Source organism: Anaerolineales bacterium, assembly GCA_015075625.1.
GTDB lineage: Bacteria > Chloroflexota > Anaerolineae > Aggregatilineales > UBA2796 > UBA2796.
Genome location: JABTTZ010000001.1, coordinates 1332287 through 1355835 on the forward strand (window position 1 = coordinate 1332287; position 23549 = coordinate 1355835).

Consider the following 23549-nt stretch of genomic DNA (forward strand, 5'->3'; position numbering starts at 1 on the left):
CAATCACACCAATCAAGCCCCAAAAGGACTCTTATGCGTTCGCCACGTTTTCTCATCCTTAGCCTAGTTACCCTTGCCCTGATTCTAAACATGGCGGGGGGTGGCGTCCCCGTCGCTGCCGCCCCTCAGGGCGATCACCCCCGCCTGTGGCTGCGTCCAGCCGATGTCGCCCGCCTTCAACAGTGGGCGGTCTCCACAAATCCCTTCTATGCCGAGGGACTCCTGCCCGCTGCCGAACGCGCCAAACAGGATATGGACGCCGGTTACGTCCCCGCCGGAGACTGTGGGCAGCGTGCCTACAGTGAATATGTTACGGAAGCCTATGCCGAACTCTTTGCCTTCCTCTCTCTGATTGACCCCGACGCCGCCGCCCGTGCTGATTATGCCGCCCGCGCACGAACGCTGCTCATGCATGTGATGGATATTGCCGCCCTTGGTCCCGCTGAGGTCGAAGACTTCACCTGCCCGGGCGATCCCGATTCGCGCTATTACCCGCCCTTCCGCCACCCCGATTTTTTTACCGAGGATTCAGATCGCCCCCGTTGGTATGGGGAGGCGTTTGCCCTCACGGTGGATTGGATTTACCCTAGCCTCAGCGCCGAGGATAAGGCGACCATTGCGAAGGTGTTCACCCGTTGGGGGCGAGAGATCATCGAACGCGCCTACCATCACCCCGAACCGGTGGGCGTTGTCCGCAGCGCCGAACTGACGGCAAACCGCACACAGGTACGCTGGTCGGGCAACAACTATTTTGCCGCCCATATGCGCAATTTGGGGCTGCTCTCCATGGCGCTTGATCCCGTTGACTCCACACCGGAATTGCAGGGCTATCTGGAAAATGCCGTTGGTGCATGGCTCTACCTTTTTGAGGCAAACACCCGCACCGAAGTGCGCGGGGGTGTGCTTCCCGAAGGGTTTGAATACAGCCCCCAAACGGCAAGTTATGTGATTCAGTTCCTCTGGGCATTAAAGACGGCGGGCTACGATGCCGCCACCGCTGGTGCATGGATAGACCTCGACGCCAACCCCTTCTGGGATGATTTCATCACCGCCTACCTCCATTCTTTAAGTCCGGCAACCGTCTATGATCCTGAATTAGATGCGGCAGTCTATCAGCCAGCATGGTATGGCGACGCCCAACGCTATCACCTTGCCGATTTTATCGATGCCTTCGGGGCGCTGGGCGCCTATGACCAGATCACCGGAAACGCCGCACGGCTGAACGCTCTCCGCTGGATACAAATGCACACACCCGCTGGCGGCGCGGCGGCACTGGTGGATCGCGCACGGGGGGCAGATTACTTCCGCTCAACGATTCTCTATTTCATGCTCTTTGACCCCGCCGCCTCGCCACCCACCGACCCCCGCCCGGCGATGCCGCCCGATTATGTGGCGGCGGGGATGCAGCGCCTTTTTAGCCGCACCGGATGGGATGCCAATGCTGCATGGCTCATTTACAACCTCAGTTGGAATGAGATTGATCACCAGCACGCCGAGGGAAACCACCTTGAGTTTTACCGAGGGGGCGAGTGGCTGACCAAAGCGCGGGTTGGGTATGCCAATATTGCCGAGGGAATCGCCAGTTCAGAGTTTCGGAATACGCTCGCCATCCAAAACGAACGCCCCGCAGATCGGGACGACAGCGATTGGCGGATTGACCTTTGGCAGCGCGGCTCGCAGTGGAATCTCGTCAATGATGGGGATCCGGGCGTCTTGCTCCACAGCGCCAATGAAGTGTTCACCTATGCCGCCGGAGACGCGACCAATCTCTACAATTCAACCTACGAGAGCAGCACCGCCGTTCGCCACGCCAGCCGTGCCATTGTTTGGCTCAAACCAGATTGGATCGTCGTCTATGATCGCGCCGATGCGCCCGCACAGTACTTCAAGCGGGTGTGGTGGCAGCTTCCCAATACCCCAACGCTCAGCGGCACAAGCGCCGACCTAACCACCACGAAAGGGCAGCATCTTTTCATCAGCGCTTTGCTCCCCGAAGGGGCGACAATGCATCTTGTTGATTCCGCTCAGGACAATGTGGGTGAAACCGTTGCCACTGGCGAACTGATGACCGAACGCATTGTGGTGGAAGCGCCCGCCACCGATTCCGCACGGTTTTTGCATGTTCTACAAGGGGCAGATGCTGGCACAGCGGCAGCCCCCGCCGTCCTTATCCGCAGCACAGCGGGCAGCCCCTTTGAAGGGGCGGCACTAAAGGATACCGTTGTCCTCTTTCCGGTGGCGATGAGCCAACCCTTTGAGGGGGTCACTTATACCGCCCCTGCCGGAACAACCCGCCACCTGATCACCGGACTGACTGCGGGGGTGGGCTACACGGTCACGCTCACGGCAGCGGAAAACGGCGTCACAGTGACGGTGGCTGTGGGGGGGACAACCCTTGCCGACGGCGGCGGCGTCTTGACCATTCGCTAACCTCGTTCCCGCTGCTCCCCCACCGATGTACCCCCTTTCAGTGGGGGGTACATCGGAGTAAAACGAATTCCCCCTTGCCAAGCCTCCCCATTCTCTGTAACACTCTAGCCCAATTCACGCGCACACAAAACAGGACATGGCATGAAACTGGTCATCGTCGAATCGCCAACAAAGGCGAAAACAATCCGCAACTACCTCCCCAAAGAATACATCGTCACGGCGTGCATGGGGCATATCCGTGATCTCCCCGAATCTGCCAGCGAGATTCCTGCCGCCGTCAAAGACCAAGCATGGGCGCGGTTGGGCGTCAATATCGAGCGCGATTTCGAACCGCTTTACATTGTCTCGGCAAAAAAGCGGAAGGTTGTCGCTGAGTTAAAAAACGCGCTGAAGGACGTCGATGAGTTGATTCTTGCCACCGACGAAGACCGCGAAGGGGAGAGCATCGGCTGGCATTTGGTGGAAGTTCTGAAACCAAAGATCGCCGTGAAGCGGATCGTCTTTCACGAGATCACCCGTGATGCCATTCAAGAGGCAATCCGCCACCCGCGCAGCGTGGATGCAAAGCTCGTCCGTGCGCAAGAGACGCGCCGTATTCTGGATCGGCTGGTCGGGTATACCGTCTCGCCCTTATTGTGGAAGAAGATCGCCCCGGGGCTTTCGGCGGGGCGCGTTCAATCCGTCGCCGTGCGTTTGCTCTGTCTGCGCGAATTGGAACGCCACGCCTTCCGCTCTGGCAGCTATTGGGATGTGCGGGCAACGATCACCGCCTCTTCTGATCCCAAACTCCCCTTTGAGGCGTTTTTACAAGCCCTCGGCGGGCAGCGCATTGCCAGCGGGAAAGATTTTGACCCCGCCACTGGCAAGGTGGCAGCGGGGAAAAAGGTGCTGCTGCTTGACGAAAAAAGCGCCGGGGCGTTGGTCAGCCGCTTGCGCAAGGCAGTTTGGCGCGTTGGCGAAGTAACCGAAAAAGAGACGCTGCGCAAGCCCGCCCCGCCGTTCACCACCTCTACCTTGCAGCAGGAGGCAAACCGCAAACTGCGCCTATCTTCCCGCCAAACGATGCAGATTGCCCAAGGGCTTTACGAAAATGGGCATATCACCTACATGCGGACGGACTCGACAAACCTTTCCAACGAGGCGATCACGGCAGCGCGAAAGGTGATCGCCCTCCGCTATGGGGCGGATTACCTCAGTCCGCAGCCGCGCCGTTACACCACAAAGGCGAAAAACGCCCAAGAAGCTCACGAGGCAATCCGTCCGGCGGGGACGGCAATGCTCACCGCTGAGGAATTAGGCTTAAGCGGCACGGAAGGGCGGCTCTACGACCTGATCTGGAAGCGGACGATTGCCTGCCAGATGGCGGACGCCCGCCTGACGCAGATCACCGCCGCAATCACGGCGGAGGATGCCCTGTTCCAAGCGACAGGGCGGCGGATCGATTTCGCCGGTTTCTTCCGCGCCTATGTGGAAGGATCGGATGATCCTGACGCCGCGCTAGAGGATAAAGAAATGCGCCTTCCCGCCCTCAGCAGTGGAGATACGCTCACCCTGCGCGATCTCGTCCCGCTTGGGCATGAGACACAGCCGCCCAACCGCTTCACCGAGGCAAGCCTTGTCCAAACGCTGGAGAAAGAGGGTATCGGACGCCCTAGCACCTACGCCACGATTATGGGGACGATCCAAGATCGGGATTATGTCGTGAAACAGGCGAATCAGCTTGTGCCAACCTTTCGGGCGTTGGCGGTGAATGGGTTGTTGGAGACTCATTTCCCCGATTTGGTAGATACCGGCTTCACCGCCCGCATGGAGCAAGCACTCGATGATATTGCGGAGGGCGATGCCGAGTGGCTGCCCTACCTGAAAGGCTTTTTCCGAGGGACGCCGAAAACGCCCGGCTTGGAAGATCAGGTGAACGAGAAAACACGCACGATTGACCCCCGTGAGGTGGTCGCCTTGCGTTTTGATAGAATCAACGCACAGGTGCGTATTGGGCGCTATGGCGCGTACCTTGAACAACAAAACGGCGATGAGGTGCTGCGCGTCTCGCTCCCAGAAGATATGCCCCCCTCAGAACTAAACGAAGAAACTGTCTTGGCGCTGCTTCAAAAGAAGGAAGAAGGTCCCAACCAAGTCGGGCGCCACCCTGAGACGGGCGAGCCGATCTACCTTCTGGAAGGGCGCTTCGGTCCGTATGTTCAGTTGGGGGAGGGCAAAGAAGGCGAAAAGCCCCGCCGCGCATCGCTTTTGAAAGGGATGATCCCCAAAGAGATCACGCTGCGGACAGCGGTAGCGCTGCTGAGTTTGCCCCGTTTGCTAGGAAACCATCCCGCCGATGGGGCAGAGGTTTCCGCTGGAGTGGGTCGTTATGGTCCGTTCATCAAGCATGGCAGCGAGTTCCGCTCCCTTGCCGTGACCGATGACGTGCTGACCATCGACCTGAAACGGGCGTTGGAACTGCTTAGCCAGCCCAAATCAGGGGGGCGGCGTTTTGCCCCCGCGCTTGTGCGAGAGTTGGGCGTTCACCCGAAGGATGGCGGCAAGGTGTCGCTTATGGATGGGCGCTACGGGCTGTATGTCAAATATGGCGAGGTGAACGCCACCATTCCAAAGGGGACAAACCCTGAGGCGGTGACGTTGGACATGGCGTTGGCATGGATCGCCGCCAAACCCGCCGCGACAAAAACGGAGGCAAGACGAAAGCCCGCCGCGACGGGGAAGAAACCCTCAACGGCAAAGGGGGGGACGGGCGCAGCAAAAAAGCCTGCCCCGCGCAAGCCAGCGACGAAACCAACCTCACGAAAAAAATAAACCACACCGCATAGGGACGCGGACGCCTCCAGAGGGCGTCCGCCTTGCCCCCTAAGTACAAACACAATGAAAAAGGCGGGATAACGCATGATCCCGCCGCTAAAGCAGCGGGCTGAAAACAGCCACCCCTTCGGGGCTTAAAAGGTATCGCTGCACCGATTGTTCTACCTTCTTTACCCCAAAGGACTTTTGTGACGGTACTTAGAAGTCCACCACACAAATAAGTAGAGATAGACTGACCCAACAGCCCCACCCCTAGCCCTCCCCGTAAACGGAGAGCGGGAAGGCATTCGCCCCCTTTCCCTGTCTACAGGGAAAGGGGCGGGGATAGGGGTTCTGAACCAAAAACGTCAATATACCCTAGTCCTTCAGCCCATCGAGGGCGATGTTCAACCTCAGCACATTCACCCTGGGCTGCCCAAAAATGCCAAACTGTGGCGCTTCCACGAACGATTCTACCAGCGCCGCCACCCGTTCCAGCGGCAGCCCCCGCTCCCGTGCCACCCGCGCCACTTGCAGCCGCGCCGCCTCCGGGCTGATATGTGGATCAAGCCCGCTCCCTGAGGCAAAGAGCATCTCTGCCGGAACATGTGCGTCCGGGGCTAAGCCGTTCGCCGTGCGGAAGGATGCCGCCCTCTCTACCACTGCCTCTGCCAGCGTTTTACTGGTGCTGCTCAGGTTGCTTGCCCCCGATGATCCAAGCGCTGCGGGCTGCGACCTCGCCATATAGTTCACCGCCGAAGGACGCCCCCAAACGTAGCGTGAGTCCTCGTTTGCCTGACCAATCAACGCCGATCCAATGACGGTATCACCCTGCCGTTCGAGGCTGCCGTTTGCCTGATAGGGAAAAAGCGCCCCGCCCACCGCCGTTATCAGCAGGGGATACGCCACCCCTGTTAGCACCGTTAGAATAAGCAGCATCCGCGCCGCTTGAAGAAAAGGTTTCATGGCTTTTTTCCTTATACCAACCGCAAGGCGACGACAAGCACATCGATCAGTTTAATGGCGATGAAGGGCGTCAGCAGACCACCCACACCGTAAATCAGAAGGTTTCGCCGCAAGATAGCCGCCGCGCCCATCGCCTTGTACTGCACCCCGCGCAGCGCCAGCGGGACAAGAGCGATGATGATCAGGGCGTTGAAGATGATCGCGCTCAGAATGGCGCTTTGGGGCGACCTCAACGCCATGATGTTCAAGACCGCCAGCGGTCCGCGCCCGCCCACCTCCGCCGCATAGAGCGTCCCAAAGAGCGCCGGAAGAATGGCGAAATATTTCGCCACATCGTTGGCGATGCTGAAGGTCGTCAGCGCCCCGCGTGTCATAAGCAGCTGCTTGCCAATCGCCACAACCTCCACCAGTTTGGTGGGGTCGCTATCCAAATCGACCATGTTCCCCGCTTCACGGGCTGCCTGTGTCCCGCTGCTCATGGCGACGCCGACATCTGCCTGTGCCAGCGCCGGAGCGTCGTTTGTGCCATCGCCGGTCATTGCCACCAAATGCCCGTTCGCCTGTTCCTGACGGATGCGTTTGAGCTTGTCCTCTGGGGTTGCCTGCGCCATGAAGTCATCAACGCCCGCCTCCGCCGCAATTGCCGCCGCCGTCAGGGGGTTATCGCCGGTGATCATCACCGTCCGAATCCCCATTTGGCGCAGTTCGGCAAAGCGTTCTCGAATCCCGCCCTTCACAATATCTTTCAGTTCGATCACCCCCAACACCTCGCGCCCTTCGGAAACGACAAGGGGCGTCCCCCCGCTGCGGGCGATTCCCTCCACCGTTGTCGTCACTGCCGCCGGAAACGTCCCCCCTATGGACTCGATGTAGGCTTTCACGGCATCCCCGGCACCCTTGCGGATGGGGGCGGGGGGGACGCCCTTGCCCGCCGCCGAAAAATCGACCCCGCTCATCCGCGTTTGGGCGCTAAAGGGGATGAATTCAGCTTTCACCGCCGCCAAATCCCGTCCGCGCAGGTGAAATTGTGTTTTGGCAAGGACGACAATCGAACGTCCTTCGGGGGTTTCGTCGGCAAGGGATGCTATTTGAGCGGCATCTGCTAAGCGCTCTGGGGGAATACGCGGGGCGGGGTGGAACGCCGCTGCCATACGGTTGCCAAGCGTGATCGTCCCCGTCTTATCCAGCAGTAGGACATCAACATCGCCTGCCGCCTCCACTGCCCGCCCACTAGTGGCGAGGACGTTCCGCTGGATCATCCGATCCATCCCGCTAATCCCAATCGCGCTGAGCAAGCCGCCTATCGTCGTGGGAATCAGGCACACCAGCAAGGCGATGAGGACGGGGACGGTTGCCGTCGTTTGGGTGATTCCCGACTCTGCCTCGCTGTAGGCGGCAAATGCCCGCAGCGTGACCACCGCCAACAGGAAGATGATCGTCAAGCCCGAAAGGAGAATCGTCAGGGCGATCTCGTTCGGCGTCTTTTGGCGTTTTGCCCCTTCAATCAGGGCGATCATCCGGTCTAGGAAGCTGTTGCCTTGCTCCATCGTCACGCGGATCACGATCCGATCACTGAGGACTTTCGTCCCCCCGGTGACGGCGCTCCGATCTCCGCCACTCTCGCGGATCACAGGCGCGGACTCTCCCGTGATTGCCGATTCATCGACACTGGCAATGCCTTCCACCACCTCGCCATCGGCAGGGATCACATCGCCCGCCTCGCAGACGACACGATCTCCCTTTTTCAAGGCAGCGGCGGCTACCTTTTCCTCCCGCCCGTTGATCAGCCGCCGTGCGCTGAGGTGCGTCCGCGTCTTGCGCAGCGCGTCGGCTTGGGCTTTGCCGCGCCCTTCCGCCATTGCCTCGGCAAAATTGGCAAACAGGACGGTGAACCACAGCCATAGGGCAATCTGTAGGTTGAACCCAATGGGCAAGCCATTAGCCCCGTCGCGGATGACGATCCCCGTCGTCATCAGCGCACCCACCGCCACCACACACATGACTGGATTTTTCACCAATTGACGGGGGGAGAGTTTCCGCAGGGCATCTCCCATCGCCCCTCGCAACACTGCCCGATTAGCAAGTGAACGCGTTTTCCCTGTCGTGTTTTCCATGATACTTCTGATACCTCTCGTTTTAGAACACCCGCCCGGCGTTCATCAGGAAGTGTTCGACAAGTGGGCCGAGCGCTAAGGCGGGGAAGAAGGTCAACGCGCCAACGATGACGATCACCGCAATGAGCAACACAACAAAGAGCGCCCCATCGGTGGGGAACGTCCCCGGCGAGGGCGGCGTAACCCGTTTTCCGGCCAAACTTCCGCCAATCGCCAGCGCGGGGAGAATCATCGCGAAGCGCCCCACCCACATAGAAATCCCGATCAGCAGGTTGTAGAACGGTGTGTTGGCGTTCAGTCCGGCAAAGGCGCTCCCATTGTTCCCCACGCAGGAAGCAAAGGCATAGAGCATTTCTGAAAACCCATGCGCCCCGCTGTTGGCGCGGCTGGATAACCCCGCAGTAGTGAGGCTGGCGAGGGCAGTGAATAACAGGATCGTCACGCTTGGCAGCAGCACCGCCGTGATCGCCAACTTCACCTCCCATGTGGTGATCTTTTTCCCCAGATATTCGGGCGTTCGCCCCACCATCAATCCAGCGAGGAACACCGTTAAAATGACAAAAATCAGCATCCCGTACAGCCCCGCTCCAACGCCGCCGAAGATCACCTCTCCAAACAACATATTCAGCAGCGCAATTCCCCCCGCTAATGGGCTAAAGCTGCTGTGCATGGCGTTTACTGCGCCGTTCGAGGCGGCGGTTGTCGCCGCGCCCCAAAGGATGCTGTTCGCCACCCCAAAGCGCGTTTCCTTCCCCTCCATGAGTGCTGCCGACACCCCTTTGTAGACCGGATTTGGGCTGTATTCGGCAAGGAGCATCACCCCCAAGCCGATCACAAACAGGATCAGCATAGCGACGAAGATCGCCCACCCCTGCCGAACCGACCCTACCATCAGCCCATAGGTATGCGTCAGCGCCGCCGGTATCAGAAGGAGCGCCACCATCTCCAAAAAATTTGAAAAGGGCGTTGGGTTTTCATAGGGATGGGTGCTGTTCGTGTTGAAATAGCCCCCGCCGTTCGTCCCTAACTGTTTGATGGCAATCTGCGAGGCGACGGGACCTTGCGGAATGTACTGGCTCTCCCCGCTGAGCGAACGTGCTGCGGTATAGGGGTTGAAATTTTGTGGGATGCCCTGCCCAACGAGCAGCACCGCCCAAAGCAGCGAGAGCGGCAGCAAGACGTAAAGCGTCGCCCGCACCATATCGACCCAAAAATTGCCCAGACTTTTTCCCGTTTTCGCCACAATGCCCCGTGTCAAGGCAATGAGGACGGCAATGCCAGTGGCGGCGCTCAGAACGTTTTGGACGGTCAGCCCCGCCATTTGGGTGAGGTAACTCAGCGTTGTCTCACCGCCGTATGCCTGCCAATTTGTGTTCGTCATAAAACTGGTTGCTGTGTTGAACGACAGCAGCGGCTCTACATTGCCCACCCCCGCCGGATTCAGCGGCAAGGCGCTTTGGAAAAGCTGCAAAAGCAGCACGACGATGAAACCAAGAATGTTAAAGACCAGCAGCGCAGCGGCATAGCCACGCCACGTCATTTCGGCAGTGGGGTTTACGCCAGCAAAGCGGTATACCATTCTTTCTAGGGGACGGACAAGGGGCGAAAGCACAACGGGCTTTCCGCTGAAGACCCGTGCCATATACCCCCCTAACAGCGGCGTGAGGGCAATGATCACGGCGAAATAGAGGATAAATTGGATGATCTCTGAGGGTGTCATACCCTTAAAACCTCCTAAAACCGTTCGGGATAGAGCATCGAATAGGCAAGGTAGATGAGAAGGATCACAGCGACCACACCGGCAAGAAGAAGGTCAGCATCCACTAGATTGAGACTCCCGTTGCATTTCTGCCCCAACTGCGGATCATTATCAGGGCGTTGGCATTAAAATGGGGTCAGCCTTTGTCCCAAAGACATCAAGAATCCATCAAGAGCGATCCAACCACCCCGCAGCGGATAGATCGCCGTCTCACGGTCTTTCTTGCCGCTGTTCTGCTCGGTGTCTACCTGTTCGTTTACATCCCCTTACCCGATTCCGCCGATGGTAAGGCGATCCTCGCCGTCAGTTCGTCCATCGTCCAACAGGGGCGTTTCGATATCAACGTGATCGGGGCAAGTGATTCGCTTTTGCCCCGCTTGGCGCGGCTTGGCGCGGTGGGCGTTGATGGGGCGCTCTACGCCAAAAAAGGGATCACGCCCTCGCTGGCGCTGCTGCCCTTTGTGGCGGCGGCGGTCATTTTGCCCGGTGCGTCGATTCGGGCGGTGGCGATGCTCTTGAATCCGTTCGTCACGGCGCTGACGGCGCTCATCCTCTATGCCTTTCTCCGGCGGCTTGGCTTTCGCCCCCGAACAGGGCTGATTGTCGCCCTGATCTACGGGGTGGGGACGTTGGCGCTGCCCTATGTTAAAACGCTTTATGGCGAACCGCTGACGGCGTTCCTGCTGCTTGGGGGGGTCTATGCCGCCCACCGTTGGCGCGTTGAGCAGCACCGCCCGTCGTTGACGGTGGCGGCGGGGGCGTTTGCTCTTGCCGTCGGGGTGAACACGATCTACGTGATTCTACTGCCCATTCTCACCCTCTATTGCTTCAAGGGACGCTTTCCGCCCCGCCGCGCATGGCTTGCCTTTGCCGTCCCTATCCTCATCGTTGCAGGGGGACTCGCCGCCTATAACCTCGCCCGTTTTGGCTCGCCGCTGAGCAGCGGCTACCATTTTGGAGAGGGCGAAGGGTTCATTCACCCGCTGCCCGTTGGCTTTCTTGCCCTGTGGGTTAGCCCCTGGCGCGGCGTCTTTTTTTACAGCCCGGTGCTGCTTTTGGCGCTTCCGGGGTGGTTGAGGCTGCGGCGCAGCACTTCCCCCCTCGCCCTTCTGCTTGCCGCCCTCGTCATTGGGCAAGCGGCATCGTTTGCCAGTTGGTGGAGTTGGCACGGCGGCATTACATGGGGGACGCGCTTCCTGATCCCCGCCCTCCCCCTCATGGCGCTCTGCCTTGCCCCCCTTGTGGAGGCGGCGGCAAAACAAGCCTTCATCGCGGCGGCACTCATCATCCTCACCCTCATCTCGGTGAGCGTCCAAGCGCTTGGGGCGCTCTACAGCTATTTTCCTTATGAGATGTACCTTGCCCGCACCTACGGCGCGAACGACATTCGCACGCTTGCCAGTGGGCTGCGCGAAGAGGTGGTGTGGCGGCTTGATCTCAGCCCGATTGGGGGGCATCTCGCCCTTCTGTGGGGGGGCTACCGTCCCTTTGAACCAGCCGTCCTCACTGGCAATCTCGCTCCGGCGGGGATGGAACAGGCGAACGCCGCTGCCGCCGCGCTGACTCCGGCGGGGGTCACCGTTGCGGCGACCACTCTTTTTGAGGACGCCCTGTTAGACATTCACAACGGCTCACGGGTGATCACAATGAACGCCCCCACCACGCCCGACGACCCCGACGCCCAAGCGGTGTGGCGCTATGCCCTTCGTCAGGCGGCTGAGGGGCAGCCTTTTTGGTTTGTCACGTGGTTTGGCGCCGCCGACCCTGCCAACTGGCAAGAGCGCTGGCTGTGGGAGAACGCCGCTTTTGTCAGCGAGCGCTTCGCCGCGGGGCATCGCCTCTTGTGGTTTGATCTGGGGACAGCGCTGAAGGCGGAAACCAGCGGCGGGTGGCGTTTTGGGCAATCGCAGCGCTTGGATCGCTATGGGGTGCGGGTCAGCGCAGCGGGCGTGTACCTTACCCTCGCTTGGTCAACCGATACGCCAATCCCTGAAAATAACGGCTGGTTCGTCCATCTGCTCACCCCCGCTGGCGAGATCGCCGCGCAGCAAGATCGGCAGCCCCTCGGCGGCTACCGTCCCACCACCACATGGGAGGTGGGGGAGGCGATCACAGACCGTTTATTTTTCCCTGTGGGGGGCGTCGGGAAGGGCTGGCGGCTGCGGATCGGGCTGCCCGATGGGGCGGGCGGACTGCGCCCGATCACCGCGCCGGATGGGGGGGCGCTTGCCGAGAGATTTCTCGTGATCGATCTGGAATGAGCGCAACGGCGCCGGCAACCACACGGGGATGGGGGCGATTGATTACCCCTCTCCCCTTGCCTGTTTTCCCTACCCCCTGATATAGTCCTCAGGCAGGGGTAAACTAGGTTCTGTTGACAGTGTAATTCCCGTAGGGGCGCAATGCTTACGCCCATCGCCGCCCATGAACGCCCGCCGCTAAAACAGCGGGCTAGGAGTAGCCATCCCTTCGGGGCTTGGAAATCCTAAACCCCACCCCGTAAACAGCAAGAGGGAATCTCTCCCCCTTTCCCTGTCTACGGGGAAAGGGGGCAAGGGGTGGGGTTGAAATGGCTTGTCGTGTGTTCTCAGCGGTAATCATCTTATGAGGGGGGTTGTCATGCGTCACCGTCCACGTTGGGGATTGTTAACCTTAGGCGCTATCGGCGTCGCCGTGTTGTTCGCCTACCCCCTTTGGCGGACAGTATTCACCGGTGGGCGGCAGCAAATCCCCTTTCAACTGGTCAGCCCTGACCAGCGCCGCGTCCTTTTGGAGCAGCCCGACCGCGACCTTGCCGCCACCGCTTATGTCTCCATCCTGACCGTTGTCCCCGTCCCGCCAGAAGTTGCCCCGCCCCCTGTGCCAGCCGACGCCGCAATCATCCTCAGCGGGCGCTTCACGACAATTGATGCTGTTCACAACGCGGCGGGCACCGTCCGTATCTACCGCCTGCGCGATGACTCGGTGATCATGCGCTTTGACGAGTTCAAAATCACGAACGCCCCCGGCTTGAAGGTCTTTCTTTCCTCAAACGAAGAGGTCAAAACCCTTGCCGATCTTTCTGGCGTTACCTCCGAATGGGAGGCGGGTCTTTTGGCGGGGACGGATGGCGCACAGCAGTTTGTGATTCCCCGCGAACTGCCCTTGTCTTCCTACCGCACCGTCGTGATCGTCAGCGAGCCACTCGGTCAAATCTATACCGTCGCCCCGCTGAAGTAGGGTGATCAGCTGAAGGGGACGGCTGGACGTACACTGATCTGCACTTCGTTGGAGCGCACCTCGCCATTCCAGACGCCCTGTGTTGGAAAGACAGGCGTCGGGGTTTGGGCATTGCTTGGCGGGCTGATCTGTCCGGGCTGTGTGTTGCGATAAATGGCGGTGATCCGGTAATCCCCCTGCCCAATCCGTGCCGAGGCTAAACGGGCGGCGCTGATTTCAATCCGCACATTGCAGCGCGAACGCGGGCTGAGCAAGCGCATATCAGCGGGCGCATAGACCGTCCGCAAGGGGGCTGCCGGACGCGATCCGGCGGGTTCGCCAAGCGGCTGCCCGTTCGCCGTCAACACGGCAAAGTTGATGCCCACCTCTTGCCCGGTATAGCGAAAGACCGCCTCATCGGGGCGCATCAAAATGGTGTAGGGAGCAAGGCTGCTGTTGTTGAAGCGCACCCATAAGACGAGGGACTCCCCCGACACAATGGCGTTTTTTTCTACCGTCAGTTCCAGTGTCAGGTTGGCAGGGTCTTCCCGCCGCCCCAAAATGGACTGGTTGTTCCCCGTCACCGATGCCTGCCCCATCCCTTCGCAATCAACCCCGCCGCTGAACGCCGGAATACGGGGGATGAGGACGACAGCGCCAAAAACGAGGATCGCCACCAATACCAATTGGGATGTGGCATCCACGCTATTCCAACGGTTACGCATTTGTCCAAACATGAAGACTCCTTCATTTCAGCGCAGCGATCTTTAACTATGGCATGATCTATGAATTGTATCAGGAACGGACTGCCAACCCACCGCATCCTTTCCCAGTGTACCGAACCGCGCTCGGCTTTGGTAAAATGGACGAAGTGTATAAATCAAGAAACGCTATGAATCCTATTCCTACAGCATTTTTCAAGGAGATTGACCCCTTCGTGGTTGACAGCCCCGCTTATCACGATATACTTGCCGATGGGCTAGGCGGTGGTGATCTAAAGGGTAAACGAACGACGCCCGCCCTTCTTGTAAGAAGGCTGGTTGCAGCCCAACCAGTGAGGGTACTGCAATAAACACAACCCTTCGCCTTGTAGAGCGTAACGTTGTTCCCGATGTGCTGATTCGGCTTGCCATCCGGGGCTTCATTCGTGCCTCAGATCGCCCACTGACACAGGGCGGTGACCGGACGAAACAAATGGCGTTCCAGCAAGCGCTGATCGCTGACCTAAAACGCAACCCAATTGCCGTCCATACCGCGGATGCCAACGCCCAACACTACGAACTGCCAACGGCATTCTTCCGTGAAATCCTCGGCGCACGGATGAAATATTCAAGTTGCTACTACCCCACCGGGCGCGAAACACTCGATCAGGCTGAGGAGGCAATGCTCGCCCTTAGCTGCACCCGCGCCGAACTTCACGATGGGCTGAGTATTCTTGAGCTTGGCTGTGGGTGGGGATCGCTGTGCCTTTACCTTGCCGAAACGTACCCCAACAGCCGGATCACCGCTGTCTCAAATTCCCGCACACAGCGCGAATACATTATGGGGCAGGCGGCAAAGCACGGCTTCACCAACCTGACAGTGATCACCGCCGATATGAACGACTTTGAAACTGACCAACGCTTTGATCGTGTAATGTCGGTGGAAATGTTTGAACATATGCGCAATTACGAATGCCTTTTGCAAAAAATCGCCTCGTGGCTGAACCCCGGCGGCAAGCTGTTCGTCCACATTTTTTCCCACATCGGACAGCCCTATATGGTCGATACGACACGTAACTGGCTGGCACAGTATTTTTTCACGGGGGGCGTCATGCCCTCAGACGATCTGCTGCTCTACTTCCAGCGCGATCTGCTCATCGAAGATCACTGGCGGGTGAATGGCGCTCATTACGCCCGCACGTTGGAGACCTGGTTGCAAACCTTTGACCGCAAACGCGATGTGATCCGTCCCATTCTCCGCGAAACCTACGGCGCAAAGGACGAGACGCGCTGGTTTGTCCGCTGGCGGCTCTTTTTCATCGCTTGTGCCGAGATCATGAACAAGCGTGGCGGTAACGATTACATGATCTCCCATTACCGTTTTGTCAAACGCTGACTCCCCAAAAACGGATTACAAATAAGACCACATGACCTCAAAACGTAAACAACAACGTTGGTATCAGCAGCAGTGGCTGCGTTTGGCGGGGATCATCTTCTTGGTGATTGTCCTCGTTCTCCCCGCCGTCTTGCCCAATGGCGGGTTAACCCCGCCCGTCGTCGTCCCAACCCTCGATCCAAACGATCCCCTTGCGGGCGGGGAGTTCCCCGCCGTCCCCGAGGGGGGAACACCAGTCACAAAGGCGGGCTTGTATGTCCACCCTTCGGGGTTGTATACCCTCCCCAAATTGGTTGGATGGGAACTGACAGGGAAAACCCCCGAAGAACGCTCTTTTGCCGCCGACACCTATGACGCCGGACGGGTGGGCAGCATGTTCAGCAACGGCAGCACGCGGAGCGTCTACCACGCCTTTGTGGAAACCGATGCGGCAAACCCCATCACCACCACCGCCGACATGACCAAGCGCTTTTCCGAGCGCGAGTTGGCAACTGGTTGGGCAGATTACGAAAGTTGGCGCGAAACCAGCCGCCGCGAGGACGACACGACGCTGGCAATCAATTTTGATCTCGTCTACGAGGGACAAACCTACCTGGCGCGGCAGCTTTCCAAAATTGCCCGCATCGGATCGGTGTCATGGGTGATGGTGCTGCGCATCGTCGTTCCCAATAACAATCCGGCGCTTCTGGAGCGCTTAGAGGCGATGCTTTATCCGAACTACACCGTTTGGGAACAGGCAATGCTGGCGCCGCCTTCGTGGGTAACCATCAAAGATTCGGGCTACATCTTGCGCTTTCCCCCCACATGGCAGCAGGTGGATGGCGGGATTGGACGCCCCTACACGATCACCGGCAGCATGGATAGCCAAGCGACGACGCTCACCACAAATTACACAGCGGGGACGATCCTTTTGGGTGAGGATGCCGCCAAAACATGGCTGACAAACACCCTCCCCCGCGCCGAGGTCTTGACCCTGCGTCCGCTGGAGCGGGCGGGAACAGCGGGGTTCATGCTCTCCTTCCGCCTGAGCGATGCCGATGGCAACCCTCGCAGTGGGGCGGCGATCCTCTTTAATGGGCGCGATGGGGCGCTTTATACAGCAGTCTTACAGCGGGCGGGCGCCGGTGTCGATTGGCTCAGCGCTGATTCGATGCCGCCCCTTGCCGGGCAGCTTTTGGGGACGTTTGTCGTCCTTGCGGGCGATCCAGAGATCAACCGTGCCGCCCCAACGCCCGTCACCCCGTAGGGGTGCAATGTCGTGCGCCCGCACAACCGCGCACTATCGCTGCGCCCCTCAGCCCGCCTTTTCGCCCGTGAGCGTATCACGGACGGGGAGGACGGACTGCGGTGGGCGCACCGGCAGCCGCGCCGTGAACACCGACCCCACTCCCAATTCGCTGCTCACCATCACATCCCCGCCCATCATCCGGCAAAAACGACGGCTAATCGCCAGCCCCAAGCCCGTCCCCCCATACTTCCGCGTTGCCGAGCCATCAATCTGCTGAAACTCTTTAAAGAGCATCGGAAGATGATCTTGGCTGATCCCAATGCCCGTATCGCTCACCTCAAAGACCACCCACACGCCGTCGTCGTCTGTTTCCCGCCGAATATCTAAAGCAATCTTGCCGGACTGGGTGAATTTGGCGGCGTTGCTCAGCAGGTTAAAGAGGATTTGCCGCACCCGCGCTGTATCGGCGTGAAGCGTCGGGATCGCCTCCTCATGGCGAAGATCAAACGTGTTCCCATTTTGTTCGGCAAGAGGCAGCACGGTTGCTGCCACATCTTTGGCAATGGCAACCGGATCAAGCGGTTCGTCGCGCAGTTCAATGCGCCCTGCCTCAATTTTGGAGAGGTCAAGAATGTCGTTGATCAGCGCCAGCAAACTCTGCCCATTGCGGAGGACTTTTTCAAGGCGGTTTTGCTGCTGTGGCGTGATTGTCCCGTAGATTTGCTTCACCATCAGTTCGGTGTAACCGATGATTGAGTTCAACGGTGTGCGCAGTTCGTGACTCATATTCGCTAAAAAGCGACTTTTCAAAAGGTTGGAGGTTTCCGCCTCTGCCTGTGCTTGCTGCGCCGATTCGTAAAGCTCAGCGTTGCGCAGGGCAATCGCCAATTGGTTCGCCAACCCCTGAAAGAGCATGGCATCTTCTTCGCCAAAGGCGTTCGGCATATCGGAGGCAATATCCAGCATCCCCACCACCTGATCTTCGACCATCAGCGGCAAGATCAGTTCCGAGCGAATGTCCGGCGTAGCAGGCGTCCCCACATAATCGGGCGAGGTGCGTACATCGTTCACCCGAATCGTCCGCCGTTCACGAGCGGCTTTGCTGTTAAGGTTTTGATCCTGAAGCTCCAACGTCAGCGGAAACACACTGTCCCTATCGGGCGGCAGCGGGATGCCATCCTCATTGCGGAGGACAAGGGTTGTTTCCATAAGGACGTAGAGGGCCACATGGTAAAACTCAAAGGTGCTGCGCAACTTTTGAATGGCACGTTCGCACAGAACATCCATCGAAAGCGTTGCCGAAAGATCGCGGCTGAGGTGGGTGCTTTTTTCGAGTTGGCTTGCCCGCAGGCGAAGGGTGTGATTCACCACTTTCAGCCGCGCAAGGCTAATCCGATGGAGGCGGCGGAGGGCAATGAGTAAAAACACCCCGCCCAAGGCAATTCCGGCGGCGCTGAGGGCGACGATGCCCCGCGCATTGTTCAGGTAAGTGTTTGCCCGCCCAAAGAGCGCTGCCTCAGAGGTGCCGACGGCAAGCCACCAGATCGAATTTCCCGCCAAAACGGGGGCAAAGTTAAGGTATTCTCCCGTGCGTTCATCGCGGATCACCCGCCGTCCCCAACTATCCCCCTCCCTCATAATCACTGCACGGATCGCTTCCTCATCGGGGCTAAGCGAGATATTGAGTCCGGCATTGGGCAAAAACCAGACATTCCCTTGCCCAAGCGTTGCCAAGCGGTTCAAAATCGGCTGGATGGTCATCTCCCAGCGCAGTTCCCCTACGACATAGCCGGAAAAGGTCTGCCGGTTTGTATAGATAGGGGCGATCATCAGCCATGTTGATCCCTCCCGCGTGAGCAGCGGCCCGTTGATGCTGCGAATCATCTGTGGCGCATCGTTTGGAAAGCGCCAGGGGAGGGGAATACCATCGCTAATAACGCCCTGATAGGGCGGCGGGAATGCCTGAATCGGTATTCCATCGGCATTCAAGCGCACCACCGCGTTCAAATCAACAAGATGCCTGTTTTGTACCGCAGAAAGTTCGCTAAAAGCGGTGGTGTCTGAGCGCGAAATGGAGAAGAAATGGGCTGTGGAGGTCAGATCGCCAGCAAGGGTGAGGAGATTTGTCTCCATTTGGCGCGTAATTGCTGTCAGCAGTTCCGTCTGTTGGCGGTAATACTGCTCCAAGACAGTCTCTCGCGTTCCCTGATCCGTGGTGTTCAGTACAACCACCAACCAGACGAGCAGCGCGGCAATCCCTCCGCCAACGGCAAGGGCGATTGCCCTAAGAAGTTTGCTCTCCGAGGGTGGCGCCCAAGGTTGCGCCATGTGCGTTTGTGTCATCGCCCCACCCGCTGATCAGGTCTTGGTTGAAAGGATTATAAATCATTCTTGCGAATTAAGGATAGTCCCCACCACATTCCGATTGCCCACAACGCTACCAAGCGAAAGGGTGGGATTGCCCAAAAGTAGTTGTCTACCAAACTTGTCACGATCATAGCGAGGATCGCCCCCGTCCAGACAAAGAGGGCGAGTCCGTCTCCGGCGGTAAGCCCGCGCAGCATCCGCAGCAGGGCAAGGGCAAACAACCCCGCCCCCACAATCCCCACCGTCGCCACCTGATAGACATACACATTGTGGACGGGCAGCAGCGGGCGTACTTCGTCGGGATACAGGTCGGCAATGTAGACCATCAGGTTATTCTCGCCAACGCCCACCCAAAAGGCGTTTGGCTGCGTTCTGATAACGCTGAAGGTATCGTCCCAGAAGAATTCGCGGGGGGTGAACAGGCGATTCGTCACGTTAGCAAGATCGCCCCGCAAGACGACCACCAGCAAGCCGAGCGCCGCCAGCGCCGCCACCGCCACCACCCCGCCTACGACGCGCACCCGCCAGCGCGAGGGCAGCGCTCTGATCCCGACGAACAGCGCCGGTGCAGCGCTGAGTACCAGCCCCAAAAGCGCCCCCCGTGATGCCGTACAGAGAATCCCCACAAGGCACAACACGGCAACCCCAATGGCTATCCACCGCCCGCGCCGCCACAAAACACCGCACAGGGCGCAGCCAAAGAGCGCCAGCAAAAGATAGCCGGCAAGGTAGTTGGGGTGCATGGCAAGTCCGGGGGCGCGGTAGTAGCTTGTTGGCTCGTACCAAAAGCGTTCAATTTCCCCAAACGCCCCCAGACCAAGTGGGTTTTGATGGATCACCTGAAAGATGGCGATCACCGCCTGAAGCGCCGCCCCGCCCAACAGCCCAATTAGTGCCGTCCGCCACACACCTTCACCCTCATGGATGAAGGCATCGGCGAGGACGAACGCCATCCCTAGAATCACTGCAAATTGGAGCGCTCCGGCAAACGCCAAGCCCCGTTCCCGCGCCCAAAGTGTCGTCAGAAACAGCCACACGGCGAGCAGGCAAAGCCACAGTCCGCCCCTTCTGCGCACAATCGCCCTGCATGTGCGGCGCAGGCGCAGCCCATAGGCGGGGTCGATTCCTGCCCGCAGCCCACTGACCACCAACAGCAGCATGGCGACGATCTCAGCCAGTGAGATCGTGATGAAGGCGAAATCTGGCGGCACATCCCCACGGGGCAGGACGAGAATCCCCATCCGTTGGACGCTCATGACGCCGAGCGCGGGCAGCAGCCCGAAGGCGGCACGCTGCAAGGCGGCAAGCGCCCCCAACACACTCCCTAATTGGCTGGATTCGTTGGCTTGTATGGACATGGTTTGTGGGAAAGCGCCCTCATCCTGTGCGCGGCTGTGCAATCGATCATCGAGTTTTACAAGGTTGCCGCCGTTAAAGCAGCGGGCTAAACCTGACCACCCCTACGGGGCTTGAAAACCCTGTTTTTCCCGTATTTACCCCCGTCCCCGTACCAGTTGGTGAAGGACGCGCACCATGTGATCGACTTCCTCACAGGTATTGTAGAAAGCAATCGAAGGGCGCACCGTTGATTCCAAACCAAAGCGGCGGAGGATCGGCTGTGCGCAGTGATGTCCGGCGCGGACGGCGATCCCTTCCTCGTTAAGCGCCTTGCCCACGTCCTCATTGCGGTAACCTGCCAAGACAAAGGACAGCACGCTTGTTTTTTCTTTCGCTGTGCCAATCAGCCGCAGACCCGGCACGGTGCGCATTGCTTGCATGGCATAAACCAGCAAATCATGCTCATAACGCGCCACGTTTTCCAGCCCAACCCGCTCTAGGTAATCGAGCGCCGCCCCTAGCCCCACCGCATCGGCAATGTTGCCTGTCCCTGCCTCAAAGCGGGCGGGGGGTTTCTGGTATATCGTCCGTTCAAAGGTCACATCGGCAATCATGTTGCCGCCGCCTTGCCAGGGGGGAAGGCTGTCGAGGATCGCCTTTTTGCCATAAACGACGCCAATCCCCGTTGGGGCGAACAGCTTATGCCCAGAGAACACATAAAAATCGGCATCGAGCGCCTGCATGTTGACGCGCATGTGCGAGACCGCCTGAGCGCCATCCACCAGCGCCCGCGCCCCAACACTGTGCGCCATCGTCACAATCTCCCGCACCGGAGTGACCGTGCCAAGCGCGTTGGAAACTTGGGTAATGGCAACCAGTTTCGTCCTGTCGTTAAGCAGTTTACGGTATTCCTCAAGGAGTATCTGACCGCTGTCGTCCACTGGAATCACACGGAGTTTTGCCCCCTTCTCGGCGGCAATCTGCTGCCAGGGGACAATGTTGGCGTGATGCTCCAAGAGCGAGACAACGATCTCATCGCCCTGCCCGATGTACTGCTTGCCAAAGGTTTGCGCCACGAGGTTGACCGCCTCTGTCGCCCCCCGCACAAAAATGATTTCCTCTGCCGAGGACGCACCGAGGAAGCGGGCAACCTTGTTCCGCGCACCCTCATAAGCATCCGTCGCCCGCGCCGCCATGTCGTGCGCGGCACGATGAATGTTGGAGTTTTCGTGTTCGTAGAACCATTTCAAGCGATCAATGACCGCCTGTGGCTTCTGCGTTGTGGCGGCGTTATCGAACCACACTAGCTGCCGACCATGAACCCGTTCGGAGAGGATCGGAAAATCGCGCCGGATGGCGTTCACATCAAACGCCGGATGTGCCTCTTGGGACAGAGGGGGGACGCCCTCCCGCTGTGTGCCAGCTGATTCCACAAAATAGAACTGCCGATCCCTATCCGGCGAAGACGTTGATCGCACGCCCGTTGCTTGCGGGTGGTCAAGGGCAATCTGCTGAAGGATGGCGTATAGGCTCTCCGCACCGGGCATGGTAAAGGTGTGCGCCGTCACGCGGTCATCGGCTGTGGGGTTTTCGCCTGTTGGAATTGCCCCAGCGGGCGGCGCGTATGCGCTTGATTCCCCCAAAAAGTAATAGGGCGAGCTTGGCGGGGAAAGCGGCGGCGAGTCGATCTGCGGCAGGGCGGCGGCATAGGCGTGCGGAACACCGAGCAGCGCCCCGCTTGGCTGCTCACCGCCTAGTGCTGGACTGCTTAGCGCGGTATCCGGCACACGGCTTGGCGTTACCGCGGCGGGCGAAAGTTTCGGTCCCGACAGCACCATCCGTTCCGTCGATTCCGGCGCAGCGGGTAGGCTTGCCGGATGCGTGGGAGTACCCTGCGACAGGACGGCGAGAAACTCGTTGGTCAAGTTCGCCAGCAGCGCTTCATCGGAAAAGACAGCCGAGATCAGCCCTGCTGTCTGGGCGGCATCGTTATTTGTAGGTATCTCGGTAGTCATGGTACTTATTCACCTCTACATCATCAAGGACGGCTAAGGCATCGTCGGTCAACACTGCCAGTGAGCAGTAGAGGGAAATGAGGTACGAGGCAATCGCATTGCGGGCAATGCCCATAAAGCGAACGGACAGTCCCGGACTCTGCTCGCCCGCCAAGCCGGGCTGGTAAAGACCAATCACACCTTGACGTTTCTCCCCGACGCGCAGCAGCAGAATCTTGGTCTTGTTGTCCTTGACCGGCACTTTATCGGAGGGGATCAGCGGCAGCCCGCGCCAGGTGAGAAACTGCGACCCAAAGAGGCTCACGGTTGGCGGCGGCACACCACGCCGTGTGCATTCGCGTCCAAAGGCGGCAATCCCAAGCGGGTGGGTTAGGAAGAAGGCGGGTTCTTTCCATACTTTGGTGATCAACGCATCCATATCGTCGGGCGTTGGCGCTCCGCTGCGAGTCGTCAGGCGCTGATCTTTCGCCACGCTGGAGAGCAGCCCATATTCGGCGTTATTGATCAGTTCGCCTTCTTGGTTTTCCTTCAGGGCTTCGATGGTCAGGCGCAGTTGTTCCTTGATCTGGTCATGCGGGGTGCTGTAGAGGTCGGAAATGCGGGTGTGAACATCCAAAACAGTTGAGCAGTGGTGGAGAATATACTCACGGGGGTTTTCTTCATAATCGACGTAGGTTTTGGAGATTTCTTTTTCGCCCTCGCTATCGCATGAAACGGCGACGGCTGTTGGGTTTTTAACTTTATTGACGCGAAAAACACCCGATTCTACGGGAAGCCACTGCAATAAATACACCAACCAACGCGGGCTGATGCTGGACATTTGCGGCGCGGTTTTGGTGACATTCGCCAACTGCCGTGCGGCATTATCACCGAGGGCATTTTGGATGGCTGGATTGTTCGACATAGTTCATCCTCCTAACTCACCTTAGGCACAGACCCTCACCCCCTAACCCCCTCTCCCGCCACGCGGGAGAGGGGGAATGCACTTTTTTGAGGGGGAAGCCCCCTCAAACTGCCCCTTTCGACGAATACGGGGTGAACAAACCCAACTGCGTAAGGTGATCTCCTAACTAAATAATCACACAATGAGGGATGTTCCTTACACAGACGCCCCCGTGCTTTGCCAATATGGTCAGATCAACTATACCTATCGTGCATTGTAGCGCAACCCAGGGTGTGTTGGCGTTTTTGGCTCAGTATCTCTATCCCCTTGCCCTGTTTACGGGGAAAGAGGGAGAGATTCC

Annotated in this window: 16 protein-coding genes; 7 read left to right on the forward strand and 9 right to left on the reverse strand. The window is 58.9% G+C overall.

The window, feature by feature from the left end; genetic code table 11:
- The first annotated feature begins 33 nt into the window (after nucleotides 1-33).
- A complete protein-coding gene (locus HS103_05590; protein MBE7512274.1) occupies nucleotides 34-2430 on the forward strand; it encodes a hypothetical protein in 2397 nt (798 codons plus the stop codon).
- 141 nt (nucleotides 2431-2571) lie between these two features.
- Nucleotides 2572-5241, forward strand: coding sequence for a type I DNA topoisomerase (topA, locus tag HS103_05595; GenBank protein ID MBE7512275.1), 2670 nt, complete (start codon nucleotides 2572-2574; stop codon nucleotides 5239-5241).
- Nucleotides 5242-5601: 360 nt separating this feature from the next.
- Here topA and kdpC read toward each other — a convergent pair whose 3' ends face one another.
- From kdpC to kdpF, 4 genes are read right to left on the reverse strand one after another with little or no spacing between them, the layout of a single operon-like run.
- Nucleotides 5602-6189 carry a K(+)-transporting ATPase subunit C gene (gene kdpC, locus HS103_05600; protein MBE7512276.1) on the reverse strand — a complete coding sequence of 196 codons (588 nt, stop codon included), beginning with the start codon at nucleotides 6187-6189 and terminating at the stop codon, nucleotides 5602-5604.
- 11 nt (nucleotides 6190-6200) lie between these two features.
- Nucleotides 6201-8303, reverse strand: a complete 2103-nt coding sequence (gene kdpB / locus HS103_05605; GenBank protein MBE7512277.1) for a potassium-transporting ATPase subunit KdpB — start codon at nucleotides 8301-8303, stop codon at nucleotides 6201-6203.
- 22 nt (nucleotides 8304-8325) lie between these two features.
- Entirely contained in the window at nucleotides 8326-10023 is a 1698-nt protein-coding gene (kdpA, locus tag HS103_05610; GenBank protein ID MBE7512278.1) for a potassium-transporting ATPase subunit KdpA, read from the reverse strand.
- A 14-nt stretch (nucleotides 10024-10037) separates the two neighbouring features.
- The gene (kdpF, locus tag HS103_05615; protein ID MBE7512279.1) at nucleotides 10038-10127 is read right to left on the reverse strand and encodes a K(+)-transporting ATPase subunit F; all 90 of its coding nucleotides are present in this window, start codon (nucleotides 10125-10127) and stop codon (nucleotides 10038-10040) included.
- A 78-nt stretch (nucleotides 10128-10205) separates the two neighbouring features.
- On the opposite strand from kdpF, the gene HS103_05620 reads away from it, so the two are divergent.
- Together HS103_05620 and HS103_05625 are read left to right on the forward strand one after the other, a co-directional pair.
- On the forward strand, nucleotides 10206-12323 hold the full coding sequence (locus tag HS103_05620) for a hypothetical protein (GenBank protein ID MBE7512280.1): 2118 nt from the start codon (nucleotides 10206-10208) through the stop codon (nucleotides 12321-12323).
- Nucleotides 12324-12681: 358 nt separating this feature from the next.
- Nucleotides 12682-13281, forward strand: coding sequence for a DM13 domain-containing protein (locus tag HS103_05625; GenBank protein MBE7512281.1), 600 nt, complete (start codon nucleotides 12682-12684; stop codon nucleotides 13279-13281).
- Between the two features lie 5 nt (nucleotides 13282-13286).
- Here HS103_05625 and HS103_05630 read toward each other — a convergent pair whose 3' ends face one another.
- Nucleotides 13287-13997 carry a hypothetical protein gene (locus HS103_05630; GenBank protein ID MBE7512282.1) on the reverse strand — a complete coding sequence of 237 codons (711 nt, stop codon included), beginning with the start codon at nucleotides 13995-13997 and terminating at the stop codon, nucleotides 13287-13289.
- Nucleotides 13998-14152: 155 nt separating this feature from the next.
- Between HS103_05630 and HS103_05635 the strand changes: the two genes are divergently transcribed.
- The 3 genes from HS103_05635 to HS103_05645 are packed head-to-tail and all read left to right on the forward strand — an operon-like array spanning nucleotide 14153 to nucleotide 16603.
- Nucleotides 14153-14332: a hypothetical protein gene (locus tag HS103_05635; GenBank protein ID MBE7512283.1), complete on the forward strand. Its 180-nt coding sequence runs from the start codon at nucleotides 14153-14155 to the stop codon at nucleotides 14330-14332.
- Nucleotides 14329-15357 carry a class I SAM-dependent methyltransferase gene (locus tag HS103_05640; GenBank protein MBE7512284.1) on the forward strand — a complete coding sequence of 343 codons (1029 nt, stop codon included), beginning with the start codon at nucleotides 14329-14331 and terminating at the stop codon, nucleotides 15355-15357. The genes HS103_05635 and HS103_05640 overlap by 4 nt, the downstream gene beginning before the upstream one ends.
- A gap of 31 nt (nucleotides 15358-15388) precedes the next feature.
- Entirely contained in the window at nucleotides 15389-16603 is a 1215-nt protein-coding gene (locus HS103_05645; GenBank protein ID MBE7512285.1) for a hypothetical protein, read from the forward strand.
- A gap of 48 nt (nucleotides 16604-16651) precedes the next feature.
- Here the strand turns inward: HS103_05645 and HS103_05650 are convergent, their stop codons facing one another.
- From HS103_05650 to HS103_05665, 4 genes are all read right to left on the reverse strand, one after another.
- Nucleotides 16652-18913 carry a GAF domain-containing protein gene (locus tag HS103_05650; GenBank protein ID MBE7512286.1) on the reverse strand — a complete coding sequence of 754 codons (2262 nt, stop codon included), beginning with the start codon at nucleotides 18911-18913 and terminating at the stop codon, nucleotides 16652-16654.
- A gap of 50 nt (nucleotides 18914-18963) precedes the next feature.
- On the reverse strand, nucleotides 18964-20310 hold the full coding sequence (locus HS103_05655; protein MBE7512287.1) for an O-antigen ligase family protein: 1347 nt from the start codon (nucleotides 20308-20310) through the stop codon (nucleotides 18964-18966).
- A 135-nt stretch (nucleotides 20311-20445) separates the two neighbouring features.
- A complete protein-coding gene (locus tag HS103_05660; GenBank protein MBE7512288.1) occupies nucleotides 20446-22305 on the reverse strand; it encodes a cysteine desulfurase in 1860 nt (619 codons plus the stop codon).
- The gene (locus tag HS103_05665) at nucleotides 22280-23209 is read right to left on the reverse strand and encodes a hypothetical protein (GenBank protein MBE7512289.1); all 930 of its coding nucleotides are present in this window, start codon (nucleotides 23207-23209) and stop codon (nucleotides 22280-22282) included. The genes HS103_05660 and HS103_05665 overlap by 26 nt, the downstream gene beginning before the upstream one ends.
- Between the last annotated feature and the right edge of the window lie 340 nt (nucleotides 23210-23549).